The organism is Nocardioides marinus, from assembly GCF_013408145.1.
Taxonomy (GTDB): domain Bacteria; phylum Actinomycetota; class Actinomycetes; order Propionibacteriales; family Nocardioidaceae; genus Nocardioides; species Nocardioides marinus.
On the sequence record NZ_JACBZI010000001.1, the window covers coordinates 2718909 to 2743444 of the forward strand.

The window sequence follows — 24536 nt, forward strand, 5'->3', positions numbered from 1 at the left end:
ACGGGCCGCGCTCAGCCACACGAGCCGGGGTGTGTGGCCTCAGGCGGAGGGCATCTCCAGACGGAAGCCGACACCGCGCACGGCGACGACCTTCTCGATGACGCCGGCGGTGTCCAGCTTCTGGCGCAGCCGCCCGATGGTCACGTCGAGGGTCTTCGTCGAGCCGTACCAGTTCTCGTCCCACACGTCGGCCATCAGCCGCCCGCGGGAGACCACCTTGTCGCGGTTGGCGACCAGGATGTTGAGGACGTCGAACTCCTTGCCCGTCAACGGGACCTCGGTCTCGCCGGCGAAGACCCGGCGGGCGGCGACGTCGATGTGCAGGCCCTCCGGGTCACCGTTCATCTCCTCGCGCGGCACGCCGTGGGTGCGGCGCAGCAGGGCCCGCACGCGGGCCTGCAGCTCGGCGAGACCGAAGGGCTTGGAGAGGTAGTCGTCGGCACCGGTGTCGAGCCCGACGACGCGGTCGAGCTCGCCCGCGCGGGCGGTGACGATCATGATCGCCCCGCCGAAGCCGGCCTCGCGCGCCTTCTTGCAGACCTCCAGGCCGTCCATGTCGGGCAGGCCGAGGTCGAGGATCATCACGTCGGTGGGGGTGCCGGCCACGTCGGCCAGCGCCTTCTCGCCGCTGTCGACCCAGGACACCTCGTAGCCCTCACGCTCCAGGGTGCGCACGAGGGGGAAGGCGATGTCCTCCTCGTCCTCCACGACCAGCACCCGTTGCTCCATGGCCCGAACAATAGGACACCCGCCCCTCCGGGGAGGGGGACCATGCCGCCCTTTACCTTCGTGTGTCTGCGCGCGGAAGCCTGACGCGCAGGGTCAGGACTGGATCTCCCAGGCGTAGGAGACGCTCTCGCTCGCGCTCAGCGACGGTGCGTCCTCAGGCAGCGAGACGGTGAAGGTGAAGCTGACCCGGCCACCGGCCGGGACCCAGCCCTGGTCGGTCGTCACGTCGCTCATGGCGCCCAGGCGGCCGTTGTAGAGGCGCACGCCCTCGCGCTCGATCACCAGGTTGACCCCGTCGGCGTCGTAGGAGGCCGCGTCGCCGGACTCGGTCATCGTGAGGCGGGCCGGGGCGGAGCCGGGGTTGGAGATCGAGATCGACCGCGTGACCGCGTCGCCCGCGGCCAGGTCCGAGACCACCAAGGAGGCCTGCGCCCCGTCGGACTCCAGGAGCACACCGTCCGACGAGCCGTTCGCGTTGCTCAGCGGGATGCCCGAGAGCCACAGCACGCCCCCCAGGACGGCAGCACCGACCGGCACGACCGCGAGCCTCATGTTCTCCGACTTCATGTCCTCCACGCTACGAGCGCGCGGGCACGAGGTGTTCTCGCAGCGTGCACATGGGTTCCACGGTTGGGTAACAGCCCGTCACCCACCCCACCCCCGGGTCCCGAAGGGGTTCCACAGGGTCCCGAAAGCGTCCCGACGGGGTCCGGGGCCGGCCCGGGCTCAGGCGAACAGGTCCCCGAGGTCGGCCACCCGGTCCAGGACCTCCTCCATCCGTACCTGCTCCAGCCCCAGGGGGTCCTCGGCGCCCGCCTCGACCTCCGCCCAGGAGACGGGCGTGGCGACGAACGGCTTGTCACGCCCGCGCAGGGAGTAGGGGGTGATCGTCGTCTTCGACGAGGCGTTCTGCGACCAGTCCAGGAAGACCTTGCCGCTGCGACGCGCCTTGGTCATCGTCGCGGTCACCAGCCGCGGGTGCTCGCCCTGCAGCTCTTCGGCCACCTCGCGGGCCAGCGCCGTGGACTCCTCCCCCGGCAGCCGGCGCGACAGCTCGGCGTAGAGGTGCAGGCCCTTGCTGCCGCTGGTCACCGGCCGCGCCTCGAGGTCGCGCTCGGCGAGCTTCTCCCGCACCATCAGCGCCACCTGGCAGCACTCGTGCAGCGTGGCGGGCTCGCCGGGGTCGAGGTCGATGACGATCCGGTCGGCGTTGCGGGGACGGCCGTTGCGCCCCACCCGCCACTGGTGGACGTGCAGCTCCAGCGCGGCGAGGTTGACCAACCAGGTCAGCGTCGCGAGGTCGTCGACCACGGGGAAGACCAGCCGGTCACCGTGCCGGCTCTCCCCGCGGGACCCGGTGGTGGGGACGCTGACGGTCCTCACCCACGCCGGGGTGCCCTGCGGGACGTTCTTCTCGAAGAAGCTGCCCTCCGCCACCCCGTGCGGCCAGCGGATGCGCGTCACCGCGCGGTCCGCGAGGTGCGGCAGCAGGGTGGGTGCCACCTGCGCGTAGTAGTGCAGCACCTCCCCCTTGGTGGTGCCGGTGCGCGGGAAGAGCACCTTGTCGAGGTTGCTCAGCCGCAGCGTGCGCCCCTCGACGTCGACGTGCACCTCCTCCCTGGCCGGGCTCATGACTGGCCCTCGAGGTCGGCGGGATCGAGGTCCTCGCGCAACCCGCGGTACGACGGTTGGCGCAACCGCTCGTAGCCGACCCCGTGCGTGTCCACGTCGACCACCAGGACCGGCTCCACCCAGGTGGTACCCGCGGCGTCCACGCGCGGCACCTCGTCCGCGAACGGGCTGCTCGCCCGGGTCAGCCCGGCGACCGCCTCGGTGAGCCGGCGTGACACCTTGCCCCCGATGCCGCTGCCGACCCGCCCGCGGTAGACCAGCCCGTCCGCGGTCGGCTCCCCCACGAGCAGCGCGGCCAACCGGTCCGAGGTGCCCTCCTGGGGACGCCAGCCACCCACGACGTAGGAGCGACGGTGGCGGTGGGCCAGCTTGCGCCAGTGCGGCGAGCGGGCGTCGAAGGTGTAGCGCGAGGACAGCCGCTTGCTCACGACGCCCTCCAGCCCCTGGGCGCGGGTGGCCTCCAGGAGCATCTGTCCGTCGTCGTACGGCTCGGGGACCTGCCAGGGCGCCAGGTCCAACCCGGCGAGCCGCGCGCGGCGCTCGACCAGCGGCAGGTCGGTCAGGTCCTCCCCGTCGACGCGGAGCAGGTCGAAGACCATGTAGGTGGCCGGCAGCCCGGCCGCCAGCCGGGTCGCGGTGCTCGCGCGGCGCACGTGCATCCGGTCCTGCAGGACCCGGAAGTCCGGCAGACCGCGGTCGTTGAGCGCGATGATCTCGCCGTCCACGAGCAGGTCGCGGGGCCGGGCCGACCCCGGCACCAGGCCCTCGTGCGGCAGGGCGACGTCGGGCCAGGCGACCGTCACGTCGTTGCCGTTGCGGCTCCACAGCCGCACCCGACCGTCGGCCACGTCGGCCAGGATCCGCACCCCGTCCCACTTCACCTCGTGGGACCACTCCTCACCGACGGGGACGGCGTCGGTCTTGGTCGCGAGCATCGGGCGGGGCACGGGCACCCACGCATTGTGACCGCCGGGGCGATGACTTTCACCCGCCCCAGCGGTCACACTGGGCACCATGCGTGCCATCTGGAAGGGCTCGGTGTCGTTCGGCCTGGTCAACGTCCCCGTGAAGCTGTACTCCGCGACGGAGTCCCACGACGTCTCCTTCCGTCAGGTGCACGCCAAGGACGGCGGACGCATCCGCTACCAGCGCATCTGCTCCCTCGACGGCGAGGAGGTGGCCTACGCCGACATCGCCAAGGGCTACGAGACCGAGGACGGCGAGATGGTCATCCTCACCGACGACGACCTCGCCGAGCTGCCGGTGACGTCCTCGCGCGAGATCGCGGTCGAGAAGTTCGTGCCCAGCGACCAGATCGACCCGCTGCTGTTCGAGAAGTCCTACTACCTCGAGCCGGAGAAGTCCGGCGCCAAGCCCTACGCCCTGCTGCGCCAGGCCCTGCAGGACGCCGACCGGATGGCCGTGGTCACCGTCGCGCTGCGCCAGCGCACCACCGTGGCGGTGCTGCGCGTGCGCGAGACCGAGGCCGGCGACGTGATCGTGCTGCAGACGATGATGTGGCCCGACGAGATCCGCGTGCCCGACTTCAGCGTCGAGGTCGGCGAGGTCAAGGACGCCGAGGTCAAGATGGCCCACATGCTCGTCGAGACGCTGTCGGGCGACTTCGACGCCAGCGAGTTCTCCGACGACTACGCCGACGCGGTCGAGACCCTGGTCAGGGCCAAGATCGAGGGCGGCGAGGTCGAGCGCACCCCCACCTCCACCAAGACCTCCGGCGAGGTGGTCGACCTGCTCGCCGCCCTGCAGCGCTCGGTCGACGCGGCCAAGAAGGGCCGCGGCGAGGACACCTCCGAGGCGGCAGAGGAGAAGCCGGCCAAGAAGGCACCGGCCAGGAAGACGACCGCGAAGAAGGCTCCCGAGAAGAAGACGGCCACCAAGAAGGCTCCGGCCAAGAAGGCTCCGGCGAAGAAGTCCGCTGCCAAGAAGACCACGACCAAGAGGTCGACGAGCAAGAAGACCGCGGCCAAGAAGGCCTCCTGACCCGGCGACCCGCCACCGACCCCGCGGTCAGCGGGCGTCGGGAATCTTCTGGTGCAGCCGGTGCATCACCGCGTCGGTGATGCGCGGCGCCAGCAGGCCGAAGGCCTCACCGACGTAGCCCACGGGGTGGCCCCAGGTGGGTGGGAGGTCCTCCATCACCCGTCGCACCTGCTCGCCGGCCTGCTCGGCGGTCATCGCCCGCTGGTTCTCGTACTCCTTGGTCGGGGCGATCATCGGCGTCTTCACCAGCCCGAAGCGCATGTTGGTCACGTGCACCCCGTCCGAGCGCGCCTCGCGGGCCAGGATGCGGCCCCACGTGTCGATCGCGGCCTTGGAGGCGAGGTAGGCGGAGAACTTCGGCGCCTTGAGCTGCACGCCCCACGACACGACGTTGACGACGTGCCCGAAGCCCTGCGAGCGCATCGCCGGCAGCAGGCCCATGGTCAGCCGCACCGGCCCGAAGTAGTTGATCGCCATCGTCCGCTCCACGTCGTGGAAGCGGTCGGCACTGGCCGCCAGGGAGCGGCGGATGGAACGACCGGCGTTGTTGACCAGGTGGTCGACGTGCCCGTGCTCGGCGAGCACCTGCACGACCAGCGCGTCGATCGCGTCGCCGTCGGTCAGGTCGCAGGTGTACGTCGAGGCCTCCGCCCCCAGTCCCCGCACCGCCTCCGCGACCCGCTCGAGCTCGTCGGCACGGCGCGCGACGAGCAGCAGCCGGGCGCCGGCCCGCGCGGCGGCGTACGCCGTGTGCTCACCGATGCCGGAGGAGGCACCCGTGACCAGCACGACCCGGCCGGCCAGCGGGCTCGGGGCACCGGTGAGCCGGCGGCGGAGCCGGGCGGCGGTGGCCAGCGTCGGCGCGATCACACCGTCTCCCAGCGGAACAGCCGAGCAGCCGCCACGTCGCTCACCATCGCGGGAAGGACCACGGACGCGCCTGCTCGAGCTGGGCGGACAGGCTGAGCAGCGTCGTCTCGTCGTTGCTGCGACCGACCAGCTGCACGCCGATCGGGAGGCCGTCGTCGGCCAGGCCCGCGGGGACGTTGGCGGCGGGGTTGCCGGCGACGTTCCAGAGCGCGCAGTACGCGATCGCGGGCATCGCCTTGAGGGTCGAGCCGACCGTGCCGCGGCCGTCGATCACCCCGACCCGGGGCGGGCGGTGGGCCACGGTGGGTGTGAGCAGCACGTCCACGTCGTCGAAGACCCGGTTGGCGAGCCCGGAGATCTCCTCGGTCTGCCGCAGCGCCCAGTCGCGGACCCGCGGGGTCACCCACGCCCCGAGGCGGCGGGTCTCCCGGGTGCGCCGCTCGAGCCGCTCGGGGTGCTCGACCATCGCGGCCTCGTCACGGATGCCGGCGAAGAACTGCGGCACGAACGCCAGCGTGGGGTCGGGGTAGCGCGGGTCGACCTCGCGCACGTCGTGGCCGAGGTCGGCGAGCAGGCGGGCGGTGGCCTCGACCGCGCGTACGTGTGCGGGGTCGGGGCGTACGCCGAGGGTGACCGGCTCGGTGGACCAGCCGATCCGCAGGCGGCCCGGGTCGGTGCGCGCCGCCTCGGTGAACGACCCGGTGTCGCCGGCGGCGTACAGGTCGGTCGCGACGTTGCCGCGCACGGCGTCGTAGAAGATCGCGCTGTCCAGCACGGTGCGGGTCAACGGGCCGGCGGTGCCCAGGGCCCACCATAGGTGCGGGTGCGGGGCCGTCGTCACGCGGCCGCGCTGCGGCTTGAGACCGAAGAGACCGCACATCGCGCTGGGGATGCGGATCGAGCCACCGCCGTCGCCCCCCAGGCCGACCGGCACCATGCCGGTCGCCACCGCGACGGCGGTGCCGCCACTGGAGCCGCCCGGCGTGCGCGAGGGGTCCCACGGGTTGCGCGTCAGGCCGCGCGAGGTGCCCTCCGTGTAGGGCCACGCCCCGAACTCGGGCATCGTCGTCTTGCCCACGACGACCGCGCCGGCCGCGCGAAGCCGGCGCACCACCTCGGCGTCGGCGGCGGCCGGGGTGCTGTTGCCCTCGCCGCCGAAGGTCGTCACCGTACCGGCGACGTCGACCTCCTCCTTGATGACGACGGGTACGCCGTGGAGCGGGCCGCACGGCTCGCCCGCCGCCAGCGCGGTGTCCCGGCTCTCGGCCTCGGCCAGTGCCTCGGTCGCCACCACCTGCGACATCGCGTTGAGCCCCGGGTCGAGGGCGGCGATCCGCTCCAGGGATGCCCGCGCGACCTCGACCGCGCTCACCTCCCCCGCACTCGTGCGGCGGGCGGTCTCGGCAGCGTCGAGGAGGTGCAGCTCGCTCATGGCGCCGACCCTAGCCGCCGGGCGCAGCTCGGTGCTCGCGGGTGGCGGGACGGCCCGGGAGGAGGGTGGATGGGCCTGGCCGCCCCCTCGTGAGGGACGAGCGAGGGGGCTGGCGACGACGGAGGGGCGGCCGGGGGCCGCCGGCGGGGCGCGGGACGGCCCGGGCGCCCCCGGACGAGGGTGGATGGGCCTGGCCGCCCCCTCGTGAGGGACGAGCGAGGGGGCTGGTTCCGACGGAGGGGCGGCCGGGGGCCGCCGGCGGGGCGCGGGACGGCCCGGGCGCCCCCGGAGGAGGGTGGATGGGCCTGGCCGCCCCCTCGTGAGGGACGAGCGAGGGGGCTGGTTCCGACGAAGGGGGCGCGGGGGCCGTTCCGCGCCCCGCCTCAGCCCCCGGCCGCCCCGAGGCCCACCTCGACCACTCAGGCCAGCGAGTCGGCCCACGCCTGGTGGAGACCTGCGAAGCGGCCCTCTCCCCCGGCCACCAGCTCGGCGGGGCTGCCGTCCTCGACGATCCGGCCGTGCTCGAGGACGAGCACCCGGTCGGCGATCTCCACCGTCGAGAGCCGGTGGGCGATGATCACGGCCGTCCGGCCGGCCAGCACCGTGCGCAGCGCCCGCTGCACCAGCCGCTCCGACGGGATGTCGAGCGACGACGTCGCCTCGTCGAGGATCAGCACAGCCGGGTCGGCCAGGAACGCCCGGGCGAACGCCACCAGCTGCCGCTGGCCGGCCGAGAGCCGACCACCGGAGTTGGTCACCTCGGTGTCGTAGCCCTGCGGCATCGCCTCGATGAACTCGTGCGCCCCCAGCGCCCGGGCCGCCGCGACCACCTCGTCCAGGGAGGCGTCGGGGCGGCCGAAGCGGATGTTGTCGGCGACGCTGCCGGAGAAGAGGTAGTTCTCCTGGGTCACCATCACCACGTTGTCGCGCAGCGTGTCACCGGCCAGCTCGCGCAGGTCGATGCCGTCGAGGAGGACACGCCCCGACGTCGGGTCGTAGAAGCGGGTGGCGAGCTTGGCGATCGTCGTCTTGCCGGCACCCGTGGTGCCGACTAGCGCGACGGTCTGACCGGCGGGGATCACCAGGTCGAGGTCCGGCAGGACCGGGCGCCCCTCGACGTAGGCGAACCCGACGTGGTCGAGGCGCACCTCCCCGGTCGCGCGGCCCAGCGGCGTGGGCTCGGTGGGCTCGGGCACGCCGGGCTCCTGCTCCAGCACGCCGGCGAGCTTCTCCAGCGCCGCCGAGGCGGACTGGAAGGTGTTGTAGAACTGGCTGATCTCCATCATCGGCTCGAAGAACTGCCGCAGGTAGAGCAGGAACGCGGCCAGCACGCCGACGGTGACGTCGCCGTTGTAGGCGAGGTAGCCGCCGTAGAGCAGCACCCCGGCGATGGTGACGTTGCCGATCAGCCGGATACCGGGCATGAACCACGCGACGAGGCGGAAGGCCACCAGGTTGGCCCGGCGGTACTGGTCGTTGACGTCGTCGAAGATCGCCTGGTTGCGGTCCTCGCGACGGAACGCCTGCACCGCACGGATACCGCCCATGGACTCCACGAAGTGCACGATCACCAGCGCGACCTTCTCCCGCGTCACGCGGTAGGAGGACGCCGAGGCCTTGCGGAACCAGTTGGTCAGCAGCGCCAGGAACGGGAAGCAGAGCAGGGCGACCAGCCCGAGCTCGACGTCGAGGAACAGCAGGATCCCGGCCGTGCCGACCAGCGTGAGCGCTGCCGTGACCAGCCCGTCGAACCCGGTCTCGAGCATCTCGTAGATCGCGTCGACGTCGGAGGTCTGCCGCGAGATGACGCGACCGGAGGTGTAGGTGTCGTGGAACTGCGGGTCCAGCGCCTGGAAGTGCCGGAACACCCGGCGCCGCAGGGCGTGCAGGACGTCCTGGCCGATGAGGCCCTGCATCACCAGGAACCGGTTCCGCGCGACGGCCTGGGTCAGCGTGGCGCCCAGCACCAGGGCGACCACGGTGATCAGCGGGGTGAGGTCGTCGTCGGTGCGGATCGGCGGGATGCCGGAGTCGATGCCGACCTTGACGAGGTAGGGGATCGAGAGCCGGGCGGCGTTCTCGACGACCACGACGAGCAGGAGCAGCTTCAGCGCTCCTGAGTACGGCGCCAGCAGCTCGCGCAGGAGGCGGCGGGAGCCTCCGCCGAGCCGGCCGGCGGTCAGCCGCTCGGCTGCCTCGTCGGCGTCGACCGCGGCCTCGCCGCGCCAGGTCCTGGGGTCGGGCGTGCCGCTCATGCCGACACCTCCTCGCCCACCGACCCGGCCACCGACCCGGCCTCCGCGGCCAGCAGCTCCCGGTAGGCGGGCACGGTGGCGAGCAGCTCGCTGTGCTGGCCCACGTGGGTGATCCGGCCGTCCTGGAGCAGGGCGACCTTGTCGGCCAGCAGCACGGTGGAGGCACGGTGGGCGACGACGACGCCGGTGGTGTCGGCCAGCACGCGGCGCAGGGCGTCCTCGACGAGCTTCTCGGTGTGCACGTCCAGGGCGGAGAGGGTGTCGTCGAGGACCAGGACGGTGGGGCGGGTCAGCACGGCGCGGGCCAGGGCGAGGCGCTGACGCTGACCGCCGGAGAGCGCCATGCCCTGCTCGCCGATGCGGGTGTCCAGCCCCCACGGCAGCTCGTGCACGAACTGCGCCTGCGCGATCTCCAGCGCCTCGGCGACCTCCTCGTCGGTGGCGTCGGCGCGCCCGAGGGTGAGGTTCTCCCGGGCGCTCATCGAGAACAGGGTCGGGTCCTCGAAGGCGGTCGCGACCAGGGAGCGCAGGTGCTCCAGGCGCAGCTCGCGCACGTCGACCCCGTCGATGGTGACCCGCCCACCGGTGACGTCCCACAGCCGCGGCACCAGGGCGGTGAGCACGGTCTTGCCCGACCCGGTGGCGCCCACGAGGGCGACGGTCTCACCGGGGGCGATGTCGAGGTCGAGCCCGCAGAGCACCGGCTGGTCCGGGGTGTCGGGGAAGGCGAAGTCGACGGCCTCGAAGCGCACGTGACCGCGGGGGGCCTCGATGGTCTTGTCGCCACCGACGATGGAGGGCTCGGTGTCGAAGATCTCCAGGATGCGCGCGGAGGCGGTCATCGCCTCCTGGGCCATCGCCAGGATGACGCCGAGCGAGGAGACCGGCCACACGAGGCTGAGCATCAAGGTGATGAAGGCGACCAGCTCGCCGGGGGTCAGCGCGCCGCGGCCCACGCCGTACGCGCCGAGGGCCAGCACGATGACGACCGCGACGTTGGGGATGACCTCGAGGAAGGTCCAGAAGCGGGCCGAGAGCCGCACCTTCTCCATGCTGGTGGCGTGCAGCCGGTCGGCGGCCCGCTCGTAGCCCTGGGAGACGTGCTCGCTGCGGCCGAAGGACTTGATGACGCGGATGCCGACGGCGCCCTCCTCGGCGTAGGTCGCGAGGTCGCCCTGCTCGTCCTGCACCCGCCGGGAGATCACGACGTAGCGCTTCTCGAAGCGCATCGAGAGCCACACGATCGGCGCAGAGGCAGCCGCGACGACCAGCCCGAGCGGCCAGTACATGTGCAGCAGCACCACGGTGGTCGCGGTCAGCTGCACGACGTTGATGAGCAGGAAGAGCAGCCCGAAGCCGGAGAAGCGTCGGATCGCGGAGAGGTCGGTGGTCGCCCGCGAGAGCAGCTGGCCGGACTGCCAGTGCCCGTGGAAGGCCATCGGCAGCTCCTGCAGCCGCGCGTAGAGGTCGCGCCGCATCGTGGTCTCCAGCCCCAGCACGGCAGCCGACTGGACCCATCGGCGCATCCACACGAGGAAGGCCTCGGTGACGCCGAGCAGCAGCGCCAGGCCGGCCAGCGGCCACAGCGCCGAGAGGTCGCGCTCGGCGATCGGGCCGTCGATGATCGCCCGGGTCACCAGCGGGATGCCGATGGCCAGCGCCACCCCGCCCAGGGACGCGACCAGCATGAGCGAGAGCGACCACACGTAGGGCCGCAGGTAGCCGCGCAACCGCCACAGCGAGTGCACGCCCGCCGCCTGTGGCGCTTCCCGAGATTCCGTTGTCATCGTCAAGCAGCCTAGGTCGGCCCTACGACAACGGTAAAACCGATAACGGGGAGGTCTCGGACCTCCCCGTCAACCGGCCTCGCACCTCGCCCAGCGAGGCGCCGGTCAGCGGCAGCGCACCTTCGCGTGCGCGTCGAAGTCCTCCGCGTCGGCGAAGTACGTCGACCGGGGCAGGTAGCCCCTCATCGTGCGCCGCTCCTTGCGGTACTCCGCCACGGCCACCGTCTGCTCGAAGTCGTCGGAGGGCAGCATGTGGCGCAGCAGCAGCGCACCCTCCGGCACCGGCCCCCAGGGCATCCACGTGACCCCGCAGCGACGCGTCGCCCGCGCGGGTCGCTGGCTGGGGGTGCTCACGACGACGGTCGCCCACCCGCCGCGGCCGACAACCTGGTCGTCCTGGCGGCAGGCGATGTAGCGCTGGGAGTAGAACTCGGTCTGGCAGATCGACCAGTAGCGCACCTGCGCCGCGTCCATCCGTCGGGCCCCCTCACGGGTGTCGGGGAAGGTCGGGGTCCGGAAGCGGGTGACCAGCACCTTCCCGTATGCACGGTTGGTGGCGGCGTACACGTAGGAGTTGTGGATGTTGGAGAGGAAGCCTCCCTGGCCGAAGTACGGCGTCAGCGGGTCGAGCAGCGGACGGACCTGCTCCAGTGTGGGGTTCTCCAATGCGTTGTCCGCCACGGCGGCCGGCAGGTTCTCGAACCGCCGCCACCGCGGCGTCTCGTAGCCGAACGGGAGCGCCGAGTCAACGTGCTCCGACAGTGCCTCGCTCTCCTGGGTGAGCGCGGTGAGGAAGGTGACGGCGGGCTTGGTCACCTGCTCGCACATCGACGGGGTGACGGGATCGGTGGAGTCGACCCGCTCCAGGGTCACCGTGGGGATGGGGACGTCCCCGAAGTCGTCGCGCCCGCGATCGGGTGTGTAGATCCGGTAGATCAGGCCGCTGCCGGGCAGCGGGGTCCCGTCGGCCATCTCCCCGGAGTAGATGGTGTTCGGCTCGCGGTCGCGACGGCGGTCCGGGGCTGCGCCGAAGTCGACGTACGCCGTGTAGGTCCGTGCCTTGGCGCCGCGGCGGGCGCCGGCCTCGAACGGGTTCCTCGACCCGGGGTCGGGTGTGATGTCGACGTCCGCGATCGCGTCGATCGGGCGGAGCTGGGGGTCGTAGACGTTGAACGAGGCGTAGCGCGCGTGCGGGAACTCCCCGGTGATCCGCAGGCGCATGCCCGGCAGGTTCGGGAAGACGACGCTGTAGTAGTCAGCCGCCTCGTCGGGGTAGGCGAGGTTGATCGTGTCCGGGTCGGTCTTGGTCAGCGCCAAGCTGCACGTGAGGTCGACACCGGCCGCCGCGGCGGGCGGTGCGATCGGGGTCGGCGCGAGCGCGCCCAGCCCGACCGGGAGACCCGCGACGAGCACGGATGCAGCAGCGAGCAGGGGACGGATCGTTCGGCGCACGGGACCTCCGCGTGGGACACTGAGCCATGGTGTGGCAGATGGAACATCTTCGTACAATGTTCCACAACGAGGCGACCGTCACCAGGGTTACGGCCTGACGATGACTTCTTCCCCCGACCCCACCACCGGTTCCAGCGCGGCCCGCACGGCCGGCTCCGTGCCATTCCCCGCTCCCCTTCGACGCCCCGACCCCGAGATGGCCATGGAGTACGCCACCCGGATCTTCGTGTCGGGCGAGCGGCTGGACATGCAGACCCTCGCCGCTGCCCTCGGCGTCGGCCGCACCACGCTCTACCGCTGGGTCGGCGGCCGCGAGGAGGTGCTCGGCGACGTGCTCGCCTCGCTGTCCCGCGAGGTCTGGGCGGGCTGCCAGGCGCACGCCACGGGCGAGGGCGTCGAGCGCGCGCTGGACACCTTTCGCCGCTTCATGGACCACACCTCGCAGTTCCCCGCACTGCGAGACTTCGCCCGTCGCGAGCCGGCGCTCGCGCTCAAGCTGCTCATGCAGCCCGACGGCCCGGTGGCCGGGAGCCTGCGCGACGGCGTCGCCGCGGCACTGCGCGAGACCCTGCCGGACCAGCACGACCGGATCAGCGACGAGATCGTCGACATCCTCGTCCAGGTCGGCACCGCCCTCGAGTGGGCGCCGGTCATCATCGGCGACCCGCCCCCGCTGGACCGCGCCATGCGGCTGGTCCGCGCCCTGCTCGAGGTCACCCTGCGCGACCCAGCCGGCTGAGCCCACCGCTGGTCGAGGTGCGACGGCGCCAGCGAGGAGCCTCGAGGCCCCGCGCGAGGCCGCGCACGGCCGGCGGCACCCCCGGCGGAGGGTGGATGGGCCTGGCCCCCCTGGAGCGACGAAGGAGCGGAAGGGGTGGTTCCCCTCCGCCGGGGGTGCCGGCGGACGGGAGCGTCGTCGCGCGCCCCGCGGCCCTCTAGGTCCGACGACTACCCCGTGGCCAGCAACCCCCGGACCACCCGCAGCCCGACCGAGAGCCGGGCCAGGTCGGTGGCGTCGTCGGAGCAGATGTCCTGCAGCGTCCGGGCTGCCCGGTCGACCTGCACGGCATCGGCGTCCTCCCATGCCTGGATCCGTGCCGTGGCGCTCTCCTCGGAGTCCGTGCCGGCGAGCACCTGCCCGGTGAGCTGGAGGTGGACCTGGTGCAGGTCGTCGCGCAGCGCCGCGCGCGCCATGGTCTGCCACCGGTCGTCGCGCGGCAGGGCGAGGATCCGCTGGACCAGCACCGGCAGCCCGAGCCGCTCCCCGAGCGCGAAGTGCACCCGCGCCACGTCGGCCGGCTTCAGGCCGTCGCGCTGCGCGGTGTCCACCACGCCGAGCACCATGTACGCCGGTGGCAGCACCGCCACCCGCTCCGCGAGCTCCTCGGGGACCCCCTGGGCGAGCAGGCGCTCGCGGCGCTCCTCGAAGGCGGCGAGCTCGTACCCGCTCATCAGCGAGGGCAGCTGCGCCATCGTCGCCTGGACCGGCCCGGCGAACTGGTCGACCACGGCCTGGCTCTCCATCGGCGGCCGCCGGTTCGCGACGAACCACCGGCTGGCCCGCTCGACCAGCGTGCGCATCTCCAGTCGCATCCGCGTCTGCACGGCGGCGTCGATCCGGTTGTCCCAGGCGCTCAGCTCCTGGCGCAGCGGGAGCGAGGCGAACACCTCGCGCGCCACGAAGTTGGCCCCCACGAGCTCGGGGGCGCTGGCCCCGGTCTCGCCGCCGAGTCGCGCGAGGAAGGTGATGCCCGCGCCGTTGACCAGGTCGTTGACCACCTGGGTCACGATGATCTCGCGCCGCAGCGGGTGGTCGCCGATCTGGGTGCGGAACCGCTCGCGCATCGCGGAGGGGAAGTAGGCCGTGAGGTCCTGGACGAGGTAGGGGTCGTCGGGCAGGTCGCAGGCGACCAGCTCGTCGGCGAGCACGATCTTGGTCCACGCCATCAGCACCGACAGCTCGGGGGCGCTCAGCCCCTCCCCGCGCTCGGCGCGACGCTTGATCACCTTCGCCGACGGCAGCCCCTCGACCTCGCGGTCGAGCACGCCGTCGGCCTCCAGCTTCTTGATCTGCGCCTCGTGCACGTGGAGCATCGACGGCGCGTGGTGCAGGGCGTTGGCCAGCGCGAGGTTCTGCTCGTAGTTGTCGCGCAGCACCAGCGCGGCGACCTCGTCGGTCATCTCCGCCAGCAGCGTGTTGCGCTGCTTGTGCGTCAGGTCCCCGTCGGCGACGACGCGGTCGAGGAGGATCTTGATGTTGACCTCGTGGTCGGAGGTGTCCACGCCCGCGGAGTTGTCGATGAAGTCGGTGTCGAGCCGACCGCCGCCCCGCGCGTACTCGATGCGACCGGCCTGGGTGAGGCCGAGGTTGCCGCCCTCGCCGACGCACGCGGCGCGCAGCTGGCCGCCGTCGACGCGGATCGCGTCGTTGGCCTTGTCACCGACGTCGGCGTGGGTCTCCTCGCTGCCCTTGACGTAGGTGCCGATGCCGCCGTTCCACAGCAGGTCGACCGGTGCGGTCAGGATCGCGCGCATCAGCTCGTTCGGCGTCATCTGCTCGACCCCGGCGTCGATGCCCAGCGCGCGGCGCACGTGGTCGTTGAGCGGGATCGACTTGCGCGAGCGCGACCACACGCCGCCGCCCTCGGAGATCAGCGCGGTGTCGTAGTCCTGCCAGGAGGAGCGCGGCAGCTCGAAGAGCCGCCTGCGCTCGGCGTACGACGTGGCGGCGTCCGGGTCGGGGTCGAGGAAGATGTCGCGGTGGTCGAAGGCGGCCACGAGCCGGGTGTGCTCGGAGCAGAGCATCCCGTTGCCGAAGACGTCGCCGGACATGTCACCGATGCCCACGCAGGTGAAGTCCTCGGCCTGGCAGTCGATGCCGCGCTCGCGGAAGTGCCGCTGGACCGAGACCCAGGCGCCGCGGGCGGTGATGCCCATCGCCTTGTGGTCGTAGCCCACCGACCCGCCGGAGGCGAAGGCGTCACCGAGCCAGAAGCCGTAGGACATCGCGACCTCGTTGGCGATGTCGCTGAACGTCGCGGTGCCCTTGTCGGCGGCCACGACGAGGTAGGCGTCGTCGCCGTCGTGGCGCACCACGTCGGCCGGCGGCACGGTGCTCCCCTCGACGAGGTTGTCGGTGATGTCGAGCAACCCGGAGATGAAGGTGCGGTAGCAGGCGATGCCCTCGGCCATCCACGCCTCGCGGTCGCCCGGGTCGGGGAGGTTCTTGGCGTAGAAGCCGCCCTTGGCGCCGACCGGGACGATGACGGTGTTCTTCACCATCTGCGCCTTGACCAGGCCCAGCACCTCGGTGCGGAAGTCGTCGCGGCGGTCGCTCCACCGCAGGCCACCGCGCGCGACAGAGCCGAAGCGCAGGTGCACGCCCTCCACCCGCGGGGAGTAGACGAAGATCTCGAACTTCGGCCGTGGCGAGGGCAGGTCCGGGATCGCCGAGGGCTCCAGCTTGAGGCTGAGGTAGTCCTTCGGGCTGCCGTCCGCGGCGCGCTGGAAGTGGTTGGTCCGCAGCGTCGCGCGGATCAGGGTGAGGTAGCCGCGCAGGATGCGGTCGTGGTCGAGGCTGGCCACGTCGTCCAGCGCAGCACCCAGCCGGGCCTCCAGCGTCTCGGTCTGCTGCTCGCGGTCGGTCACGGCCGGGTCGAAGCGCACCTCGAAGAGCCGCACGAGCATCCGGGTGATGTCGACGTTGGCGGCCAGCGCCTCCTCGATGGTGTCGACGGCGAACGGGGAGGCGCCCTGGCGCATGTACTTGGCGTACGCGCGCAGCAGCATCGCCTGGCGCCAGCCCAGCCCCACCCCGAGCACCAGCCGGTTGAAGCCGTCGACCTCGGCGCGGCCGTCCCACACCGCCCGCAGCGCGTCGACGAACAGCTCGCGTGCGTCGTCGGGCAGCGCGGTGCCGTAGCGCAGGCCGAACTCGTAGACGTAGGTCGGGCGGTCGAGGTCGTCGAGCTCGTAGGGCCGCTCGTCCACGACCTCGACCCCCAGGCTGCTCAGCATCGGCAGCACCGCCGAGAGCGAGAGCGGGCTGCCGACCCGGAACACCTTGAGGCGGGCCTCGCCGCGCCCGGCGTCGAGGTGCTGGGCCAGCGAGAGGTCCAGCCCCTCCTCCCCCTCGATGCCCTCCAGGCGCCCGACGTCCACCGCCGCCGCCCGGGGCAGGAAGTCCTCCTTGTAGGCCTCCGGGAAGGAGTCGACGTAGCGCCGGCCCAGCGTGGCGCCGACCTGCTCGCCGTACTCCGAGAGCACCGCGGCCAGGAAGTCGTCGCGCCAGGACCGGGAGGCGTCGGCGAGGCGCCGCTCGAGGTCGGTGGTGTCGAGGGCGCGCAGGGTGCCGGTCACCGTCGGGTCGCCGACCTGCCGGGGCAGGTGCACGACGAAGTGCACGCGCGCCGTGGTCGACTCGTTGATGCGGACGGTGAACTCGACCGACTCCCCGCCGAGCTGGTCCAGCAGGATCTCGCTGAACTTCTCACGGACCGCGGTGTTGTAGCGGTCGCGCGGCAGGTAGACCAGCACGCTGACGTAGCGGCCGTAGGTGTCGGCGCGGGTGATGGCGCGGACGGCGCGGCGCTCGCGGGCGTGCATCGCGGCCTCGGCCATCGGCGCCAGCTCGTCGACGGTGGTGTGGAACAGCTCGTCGCGGGGGTAGCCCTCGAGGGTGTCCATCAGCGCCCGCCCGGCGTAGCTGCGGGGGTCGAAGCCGCTGCGGCGCAGCACCTCGCGGGCCTTCTCGCGCAGCAGCGGGATGCGGATGAGCGACTCGGCGTACGCCGAGGAGGAGAAGAGCCCGAGGAAGCGCCGCTCCCCCGTCACCTCGCCGTCGGCGTCGAAGGTCTTCACCCCGACGTAGTCGAGGTACGCCGGGCGGTGCACGGTCGCGCGGGAGTTGGCCTTGGCCAGCACCAGCAACGTCTTCTCGCGGGCCTTGGCCTTGACCGGCTCGGGCAGCCGGGCGAAGGCCTCGGAGGTGTCCTGGTCGGCACGCAGGATGCCCAGCCCGGTGCCGGGCACCGCACGCAGGACGTCCTCGCCGTCGTGCTGCTCCAGGGCGTACTCCCGGAAGCCGAGGAAGGTGAAGTGGTCGTCGGTCAGCCACTCCAGCAGCTCGGCGCCCTGCCGGACCTCCTCCGGGTCCAGGCCGGCCGGCACCTGCCCGCGCAGCTCGCCCACCACGTCGAGCATCCGCTGCCGGGTGCGCGGCCAGTCCTCGACGGCCTCGCGCACGTCGCGCAGCACCCGCTGGACGTCGTCGACGATCGCCGCGGCGTCCCCGTCGGCGATCCGGTCGATCTCCACGTGCATCCACGACTCGCGCACCGAGTCGTCGTCGGGCTCGAGCGCGCCGTCGTCGACGGGTGCGACGTGCAGCAGCGACCCGGTGATGTCACGGCGTACGTCGAAGTGCGGGTGCACCACCACGTGCACGTCGCGCAGCTCGCGGGACAGCTCCATCGTGAGGCTGTCCACGAGGAAGGGCATGTCGTCGGTGACGACCTCCACGACGCTGTGCCCGCCGGCCGACCAGCCGTCCTCGGCCAGCGTCGGGGTCAGCACCCGCACCCGGGCGGTGCCCTGGGGGCGCTCGGCCGCCAGCCGGTAGTGGCTCGCGAGGGCGCCGTAGACGTCCACGTCGGCCCGGCCGGAGACGTCCTCGGGGGCGACGTGACGGTAGTAGGCCGTCAGGAGCGCGCCCACCTCGTCGTGCGGCGGCCCTCCCGTCCCCTTCCCGGCTCTCGCCAGCTCGGTCGCCTTCGCGATCAGGTCCTTCAGCTCACTGTCGTGCGTCGTCGTTGACACGTCTCCGACACTAGGACCCACGTCACGCCCGGGCCAACCGGGCGCGCCCACGCCACGCCCGGGCGCCCGGACGGAGGGGCCCCCGGACCCACCGACCTAGAGGCTGCTGCGCAGCTCCCACAGCAGCGGGTAGTACTGCAGCGGCAGCCGCGAGCGCAGGTACGTCGACCCCGAGCTGCCCCCCGTGCCGGACTTCGCGCCGATCATCCGCTCGACCATCACGACGTGCCGCGCGCGCCAGGAGGCCGCGAGCTCGTCGTGCTGCAGCAGCGCCTCGGCCAGCGCCCACAGCGCGGCGTGCTGGTCCCGGTCGTGCGCGACGGTCCGCAGGGAGGCCGAGATCTCCTCGTCGGAGCCGACCGCCAGGCCGGCGGAGGCGAGCGCGGCGAGGAAGGCGTCCCACAGGGTCGGCTCCTCGAGCCGGCGCGCGAGCCGGGCCTGCTCCTCGGCGGTGAGCCCGCGGAACCGCTCGACGTACCCCGCGTCCTTGGCACCGGAGACGAACTCGAGCTCGCGGAACTGCACCGACTGGAAGCCGCTGGCCGGCGCCAGCCGCTGGCGGAACTGCAGGAAGTCCTGTGGCGTCATCGTCTCCAGCACGTCGACCTGCTGGACCAGGGTGCGCTCGATGACGTGCACCCGCTGCAACAGGTGCTGGGCCCACCAGAGGCGACCGCGCCCCTGACCGCCCGGCCCGGCCAGCATCGCGTCGCGCGCCGCCCCGACCTCGTGCAGCAGCTGCTGGAACCACAGCTCGTAGACCTGGTGGATGGTGATGAAGAGCAGCTCGTCGTGCGCCGGCGGGGCGCCGTCGCCGCCGGACTCGCAGCGCTGGGCGTCGAGCAGCTTCGGGAGCTGGAGGTAGGAGCCGTAGGTCAGCTGTGCACCCTGCTCGCCGAAGGACACGAAGTTCTCGCCACTCATGTCCACAACGTCCCACACGCGCCACCCCGTGGGTGCGGCACGGCATGATGAGCGCCGTGAAGTTTCGACACGAGCTGACCTACGACGCCCCACCCGACGAGGTCTTCGCGATGCTGGCCGACCCGGCCTTCCGCGCGAAAGTCTGCGACGCCCAGGGCGTGGTCTCCCACGACATCGACCTGACCCCCACCGACGAGGGCTTCACCCTCGTCAACGACCAGGTGCAGAACACCGCCGGCCTGCCGGCGATCGCGAAGAAGATCGCCGGGGACACCACCAGGGCGATCATCGAGGAGCACTGGACCTCCCACACGGGCGGCACCGTCTCGGTGACCGCCCCCGGCAAGCCGACCACCGCGACCGGGACCGTCCGGCTCGAGGCCCGCGGCGCCGGGACCGCCGAGGTCGTCGAGCTCGACGTCAAGGTCAAGGTGCCGGTCATCGGCGGCAAGCTGGAGGGCCTGATGGCCGACAACATCAAGAGCGGTCTCGAGGTCGAGCAGACCATCGGCACCGCCTGGCTCGGAGGAGAGCGATGAGCAAGCGGCTCGTGCACGAGATGGCCTACGACGCCCCCGCGGAGAAGGTCCTTGCCATGCTGGCGGACCCGGCGTTCCGCGAGGAGGTCTGCGACTACCAGCGGGTGCTGCGTCGTGAGGTCACCGCGACGGAGACCGCCGACGGGTTCGAGGTCACCATCGACCAGTACCAGGCGGCCCAAGGCATCCCGTCCTTCGCCAAGAAGTTCGTCGGCGACGAGATCAACATCGTCCAGACCGAGTCCTGGCACGGCCCCACCGGCGACGTCACGGTGACCATCCCCGGCAAGCCCGGCGAGATGTCCGGCACGGCCGCCGTCGCCGGCTCCGGCGAGACCTGCGTGGAGACCGTGGACCTCACGATCAAGGTCAACATCCCGCTGGTCGGCGGCAAGATCGAGGGCCTGATCGCCGACCTGCTGCTCAAGGCGCTCAAGGCCGAGCACAAGGTGGGTCAGCAGTACCTCGCCCGCTGACCGGTCCCGGTCGGCTGAGGTCCTCCTCACCCGGTCGGCCCAGTGACCCGGCGGTGGGTGGCTCGTTGAGCAGGGCGTGCCACTCCACCACTGGATGCGTCTGCTGCTCGGCCTGATGGCCGTGCCGGCGTTCGCGCTGCTCAGCGATGCCGCCTACGACCGGGTCGACGGCCTCCGGTGGTGCCTCGACCACGGCGTCGCGGCTGGGTCCCCCGACCTGACCGACACCCTGTGCAGCACCGTCGGCATCGACGGCGGCGCCCTGCCCCAGCGGCTCGGCGACGTCGTCGGCAGTGCCGTCGACACCGGCTGGGCCCCGATCGAGGGCGAGCTCCGCCGCGCCTGGGCCGCCCTCGGCTGACCCACCGCCCCGCCGAACCGGCGCATCAATACGCCGGCTCGACCCACCCCGCCCGCCGAACCGGCGCATCAATACGCCGGCTCGACCCACCACCCCCGCCGAACCGGCGCATCAATACGCCGGCTCGGCGAGTCGATCAGTCGCGGTGGGGGTCTGTGGGATCTGTGGGCTCGTGGGAGGTGGCCTGCGCCGCGGCGTCCTGCCGGCGTCGTACGGCGACGACGACGGCGAGCACCACGAACGGCCCGAAGGCCAGCAGCAGCGTCAGGCCCTTCTCCGCCGGGTGCAGGGCACCGAGGTGGAGGAGGACCGTCAGCAGCGTCGGGGCCACGCTCAGCCCATGTAGGGGTAGCGGTAGTCCGTCGGCGGGACGAACGTCTCCTTGATCGAGCGCGGGCTGGTCCAGCGCAGCAGGTTGACCGCGGCACCGGCCTTGTCGTTGGTGCCCGACGCGCGACCACCGCCGAAGGGCTGCTGCCCGACGACCGCACCGGTCGGCTTGTCGTTGATGTAGAAGTTGCCGGCCGCGAAGCGCAGCTCCTCGCGCGCCCAGGCGACGGCCGCGCGGTCCTGGCTGATGATCGCGCCGGTCAGGGCGTACGGCGCGAACGACTCCATCTGCCGCACGACCGACTCGAAGGCCCCCTCGACCCGGTCGTCGTAGACGTGGACGGCCAGGATCGGACCGAAGTACTCGGTCGCGAACATCTCGTCGGTCGGGTCGGCGATCTCCACGATCGTCGGCCGCACGAAGTAGCCGACCGAGTCGTCGACCTGACCGCCCGCGATCACCTCGAGGCCGTCGGTCGCCTGCGCCCGCTCGATCGCGGCCTTGTGCTTGGCGAAGGCGCGGGCGTCGATGACCGCGCCCATGAAGTGCGACAGGTCGGTCGGGTCGCCCATCGAGATCGCCTCGGTCTGCGCGACCAGGTCGTCCTTGATGACGTTCCACACCGAGCGCGGCACGTAGGCCCGCGAGGCGGCCGAGCACTTCTGGCCCTGGAACTCGAAGGCGCCGCGGATCATCGCGGTGGTGAGCACGGCCGGGTCGGCGGAGGGGTGGGCGACGATGAAGTCCTTGCCGCCGGTCTCGCCGACGATCCGCGGGTAGGAGCGGTAGCCGGTGATGTTCTCGCCGACCGAGCGCCACAGGTGCTGGAAGGTCGGGGTCGAGCCGGTGAAGTGGATGCCGGCGAGGTCGCGGTGCGGCAGCGCCACCTCGGAGACCGCGAGGCCGTCGCCGGGGACCATGTTGATCACGCCCGGCGGCATGCCGGCCTCGATCAGCAGCTCCATGGTCAGCGAGGCGGCCAGCTGCTGGGTGGGGCTGGGCTTCCAGACCACGGTGTTGCCCATCAGCGCCGGGGCGGTGGGCAGGTTGCCGGCGATCGCGGTGAAGTTGAACGGCGTGATCGCGTAGACGAAGCCCTCGAGCGGGCGGTGGTCGGTGCGGTTCCAGATGCCGGGGCTGTTGGCGATCGGCTGGTCGGTGAGGATCTGCTTGGCGTAGTGGACGTTGAAGCGCCAGAAGTCGATCAGCTCGCAGGCGGCGTCGATCTCGGCCTGGAACGCCGTCTTGGACTGGCCGAGGACCGTCGCGGCGTTGAGCCGCTGGCGCCACGGGCCGGCGAGCAGGTCGGCGGCCTTGAGCAGGATCGCGCACCGGTCGTCGATGGACATGGCCCGCCAGGCCGGCGCCGCGTCGAGCGCCGCGTCGACGGCGGCCTGGGCGTCCGCGGTCGTGGCGTTGCGGGTCACCCCCAGCACGTGCTGGTGGTCGTGGGGCTGGACGACCTGGATCTCCTCGCCGCCGCAGGCCCGCCACTCCCCTCCGACGTACGCCGGGAGGTCGCGCGACTCGGACTCGAGCGCGGCGATCTCGGTGAGCAGCGACTCGCGCTCCGGGGTGCCGGGCGCATAGGTCAGGTTGGGCTCGTTCGTGGGAGCCGGGGGGAAGCTGATGGCGTCCATGCCTGCGACGATAGCGAGCCGGACCGCGCCGGGCGAAAGCCTGCGGGACTCACCGCAGGGCGTGCGCCCAGCGCCCCACCTGGCGACCCGCGTTCAGCGCCGACTCCCACGCCACCCCCAGGGTCAGGAGCACGGCCCCGGCGAGGCCCAGCAGCAGCCACGTCGGCACGTAGGCCAGGTAGGGGCTGCCCTGCATCAGCGCGACCACACCGAGCGTCGCCGCCCCTGCCAACAGCGGCGCCCGCAGACCGCGGCCCGCTCCGACCACGAGACAGGCGATGCCGGCCACGAGCACCAGCGCGAGCCGGGGCAGGTCGTCGGTGCCCACGGCGAGCACCAGCGTCGGGGTCAGCGCGATGGAGAGGGCCGGGCCCATGGTGAGCACCGACCCCGGCGCCGGCCGGCCCGCCCGGTGCTGCAGGACGCCGAGGACCGCGAAGGCGGCAGCCGCCGGCAGCGTGTAGGCCTCCAGCACCGCACCGTCCCAGCGGCTGACCAGCAGCACGTGGCCCAGTGAGACGAGCAGTGCGGCGAGGTGCCCGACGGCGAGCCGGCCCGGCGCCGAGGCGTACCAGGCGACCCCGCCCGCGAGGGCCCACGCACCGGCGGCCTGGAGCACCGGGTCGGCCCCCTCAACCAGGAGCTGGGCCAGCGGCACGACGCCGTAGCAGGCGGTGAGACCGGCGACCAGGTGGTCGGTGGCCCGGCCGCGGACCGCTGCGGCACGGGCGGCGGCCAGCGCGAGCACCACCCAGGCGATGCCCGCGGGCACCGTGGCCTCCCAGGGGCCGTGGGCCACGGCGAGCAGGAGTGCCGCCGTCCCGCCGAGCGACAGTCCGGCCCGCGCGTACCCGCAGCTGGGAGTGAGGACGAGGAGCACCAGGCAGGCCAGCGCCCACAGCCCCAGCAGCGCGACCTCGACCGGGACCGGGACGGTGTCGACCACACCTGCACCACCACGGACCAGGGCGGCCACGCTGCGGGTGCTGGTCTCCACGGTGAGCACCACGAGGGTCGCGGCCAGCGGCGCGACGAGGGCCGCGGCTCGGGCGACGAGCCGGGGCAACGTCCGCGCGGACGCGGCCAGGAGGAGCGAGGCGGCGACCGAGGCGACCGCCCAGCCCCACCCGGGCACGTCGAGCAGCACCGTGCCCGCCCCGAGCGAGGCCGCGAGGGCGGCCGGGAGCCGGGTGCCGGTCGTCCACAGGTCCGGCCTCGCGTTGCTGCGACCGAGCCGCTCGGCGACGTACGCCGGTGCGCCGGACAGCACCACCGCGAGCAGGACCAGCACCGCGCCCGAGACGTAGCGCTCCGGCCGCCCGAGGTCGAGGTCGTAGGCGGTGAGCACCAGCACCACGGCCCCGAGCACGCCCGACGAGACGGCGAGCAGCACCGCGACGCCGACCGGCTGCCGCCGGCGCCGCGTGTCCAGGACCGCGTGGAGCACGACCGCCAGGCCGCCCATCAGCGCCGCCACGGCGAGCAGGCCGACGCCGAGCACCAGGCCGCCGGGCTCGATGGAGACCAGCAGCGAGACAGCGGCCACCGCGACGGCCAGCACGGCGGCCGGGAGGTACGCCGACGTCCATCCTGTCGGTGACCACGACCGCCCCGTCAGGGCGTCGTAGCCGCACCAGAGGCCGGCGAGCACGAGGGCGGCGACGGCGGCGTACCGCGTGCCGGTGAGGTCGGCGAGGCCCGCGACGTCGAGCGAGTAGGCCCCCTGGGCCATCAGCACGGAGACCCCGACCGCGATGACGGCCGAGGTGTGGGCCGCGGCCCGCAGCCCCCGGGTCGAGGCGGCCCGCGACGCGAGCGCCGCCGTGACGGTGGCGCCGGTGAGGAGCACGGCCTGGCCGACGACCCCGATGAGCGTCCAGGCGACCAGCACGAAGACCGAGACCGCGGAGAGCAGCAGGAGCGCGCCGAAGCCGAGCAGCAGGCCCTGACCGGTGAGGGTCGCGGCACGCCGTTCCGGCTGTGCCGCACCGTGCGCGGCAGCGCTAGCCCCTACCGACCCGGCAGGCAGCGGGGCGCGCATCGACTCCAGGAGCCCGGCGGCCTCGGCGCGGAGGGCGGCGATCTGCTGGTCCACCTGCCACAGCCGCACCGCGTCGGGCCCGACGAGTCGGATGCCGCAGGCGGGGCAGGCGGCAGCACCGGGGGCGAACGGCGCCCGGCAGGCAGGGCACAGGACTTCGGAGGCGCTCATGCCCGCATCGTCGCGCCCTCGGGGCGCGACCGGGTAGAGCACGAGTACTCATCCGGGCCGGCCGTCCGCCTCCGGCGC

General features: G+C 72.7%; 19 protein-coding genes. 5 read left to right on the top strand and 14 right to left on the bottom strand.

Annotation, left to right across the window (positions count from 1 at the left end):
- Positions 1-39 precede the first annotated feature (39 nt).
- The 4 genes from BKA05_RS12910 to ligD (BKA05_RS12925) all read right to left on the bottom strand — a co-directional run bounded on the left by BKA05_RS12910 (position 40) and on the right by ligD (BKA05_RS12925) (position 3314).
- Complete coding sequence (locus BKA05_RS12910) at positions 40-729, bottom strand: response regulator transcription factor (RefSeq protein WP_179531788.1); 690 nt, start codon at positions 727-729, stop codon at positions 40-42.
- A 93-nt stretch (positions 730-822) separates the two neighbouring features.
- On the bottom strand, positions 823-1296 hold the full coding sequence (locus tag BKA05_RS12915) for a hypothetical protein (protein ID WP_179531789.1): 474 nt from the start codon (positions 1294-1296) through the stop codon (positions 823-825).
- Positions 1297-1455: 159 nt separating this feature from the next.
- Positions 1456-2361 carry a non-homologous end-joining DNA ligase gene (gene ligD, locus BKA05_RS12920; RefSeq protein ID WP_179531790.1) on the bottom strand — a complete coding sequence of 302 codons (906 nt, stop codon included), beginning with the start codon at positions 2359-2361 and terminating at the stop codon, positions 1456-1458.
- Complete coding sequence (ligD, locus tag BKA05_RS12925; RefSeq protein WP_343045664.1) at positions 2358-3314, bottom strand: non-homologous end-joining DNA ligase; 957 nt, start codon at positions 3312-3314, stop codon at positions 2358-2360. The genes ligD (BKA05_RS12920) and ligD (BKA05_RS12925) overlap by 4 nt, the downstream gene beginning before the upstream one ends.
- 61 nt (positions 3315-3375) lie before the next feature.
- Between ligD (BKA05_RS12925) and ku the strand changes: the two genes are divergently transcribed.
- Entirely contained in the window at positions 3376-4362 is a 987-nt protein-coding gene (gene ku, locus BKA05_RS12930) for a non-homologous end joining protein Ku (RefSeq protein ID WP_179531791.1), read from the top strand.
- A gap of 27 nt (positions 4363-4389) precedes the next feature.
- Here the strand turns inward: ku and BKA05_RS12935 are convergent, their stop codons facing one another.
- From BKA05_RS12935 to BKA05_RS12955, 5 genes are all read right to left on the bottom strand, one after another.
- Positions 4390-5232, bottom strand: coding sequence for an SDR family NAD(P)-dependent oxidoreductase (locus BKA05_RS12935; protein ID WP_343045665.1), 843 nt, complete (start codon positions 5230-5232; stop codon positions 4390-4392).
- Positions 5233-5272: 40 nt separating this feature from the next.
- Positions 5273-6664, bottom strand: coding sequence for an amidase (locus tag BKA05_RS12940; RefSeq protein ID WP_179531792.1), 1392 nt, complete (start codon positions 6662-6664; stop codon positions 5273-5275).
- Positions 6665-7083: 419 nt separating this feature from the next.
- A complete protein-coding gene (locus BKA05_RS12945) occupies positions 7084-8919 on the bottom strand; it encodes an ABC transporter ATP-binding protein (RefSeq protein ID WP_179531793.1) in 1836 nt (611 codons plus the stop codon).
- On the bottom strand, positions 8916-10667 hold the full coding sequence (locus BKA05_RS12950) for an ABC transporter ATP-binding protein (protein WP_343045666.1): 1752 nt from the start codon (positions 10665-10667) through the stop codon (positions 8916-8918). Before BKA05_RS12950 ends, BKA05_RS12945 begins: the two co-directional genes overlap by 4 nt.
- A 144-nt stretch (positions 10668-10811) precedes the next feature.
- Entirely contained in the window at positions 10812-12158 is a 1347-nt protein-coding gene (locus BKA05_RS12955) for a hypothetical protein (RefSeq protein ID WP_179531795.1), read from the bottom strand.
- A 100-nt stretch (positions 12159-12258) separates the two neighbouring features.
- Between BKA05_RS12955 and BKA05_RS12960 the strand changes: the two genes are divergently transcribed.
- On the top strand, positions 12259-12897 hold the full coding sequence (locus BKA05_RS12960) for a QsdR family transcriptional regulator (protein ID WP_179531796.1): 639 nt from the start codon (positions 12259-12261) through the stop codon (positions 12895-12897).
- Between the two features lie 209 nt (positions 12898-13106).
- Here the strand turns inward: BKA05_RS12960 and BKA05_RS12965 are convergent, their stop codons facing one another.
- Positions 13107-17975 (bottom strand): NAD-glutamate dehydrogenase, encoded by a 4869-nt coding sequence (locus BKA05_RS12965; RefSeq protein WP_343045667.1) that lies wholly within the window; start codon positions 17973-17975, stop codon positions 13107-13109.
- A 96-nt stretch (positions 17976-18071) separates the two neighbouring features.
- A complete protein-coding gene (locus BKA05_RS12970; RefSeq protein ID WP_179531798.1) occupies positions 18072-18899 on the bottom strand; it encodes a tryptophan 2,3-dioxygenase family protein in 828 nt (275 codons plus the stop codon).
- 56 nt (positions 18900-18955) lie between these two features.
- Between BKA05_RS12970 and BKA05_RS12975 the strand changes: the two genes are divergently transcribed.
- The 3 genes from BKA05_RS12975 (at position 18956) to BKA05_RS12985 (ending at position 20275) form a co-directional block, all read left to right on the top strand.
- Positions 18956-19438, top strand: coding sequence for a DUF2505 family protein (locus BKA05_RS12975; protein WP_179531799.1), 483 nt, complete (start codon positions 18956-18958; stop codon positions 19436-19438).
- Positions 19435-19914 (top strand): DUF2505 domain-containing protein, encoded by a 480-nt coding sequence (locus tag BKA05_RS12980; RefSeq protein WP_179531800.1) that lies wholly within the window; start codon positions 19435-19437, stop codon positions 19912-19914. Before BKA05_RS12975 ends, BKA05_RS12980 begins: the two co-directional genes overlap by 4 nt.
- Before the next feature lie 76 nt (positions 19915-19990).
- Positions 19991-20275 (top strand): hypothetical protein, encoded by a 285-nt coding sequence (locus BKA05_RS12985; protein WP_179531801.1) that lies wholly within the window; start codon positions 19991-19993, stop codon positions 20273-20275.
- Positions 20276-20411: 136 nt separating this feature from the next.
- Here the strand turns inward: BKA05_RS12985 and BKA05_RS12990 are convergent, their stop codons facing one another.
- Genes BKA05_RS12990 through BKA05_RS13000 form a run of 3 tightly spaced genes read right to left on the bottom strand, consistent with a single transcriptional unit; the run spans position 20412 to position 24458 of the window.
- Positions 20412-20606, bottom strand: a complete 195-nt coding sequence (locus BKA05_RS12990; protein WP_179531802.1) for a hypothetical protein — start codon at positions 20604-20606, stop codon at positions 20412-20414.
- A gap of 2 nt (positions 20607-20608) precedes the next feature.
- Positions 20609-22246, bottom strand: a complete 1638-nt coding sequence (pruA, locus tag BKA05_RS12995; RefSeq protein WP_179531803.1) for an L-glutamate gamma-semialdehyde dehydrogenase — start codon at positions 22244-22246, stop codon at positions 20609-20611.
- Positions 22247-22295: 49 nt separating this feature from the next.
- The gene (locus BKA05_RS13000; protein ID WP_179531804.1) at positions 22296-24458 is read right to left on the bottom strand and encodes an SCO7613 C-terminal domain-containing membrane protein; all 2163 of its coding nucleotides are present in this window, start codon (positions 24456-24458) and stop codon (positions 22296-22298) included.
- Between the last annotated feature and the right edge of the window lie 78 nt (positions 24459-24536).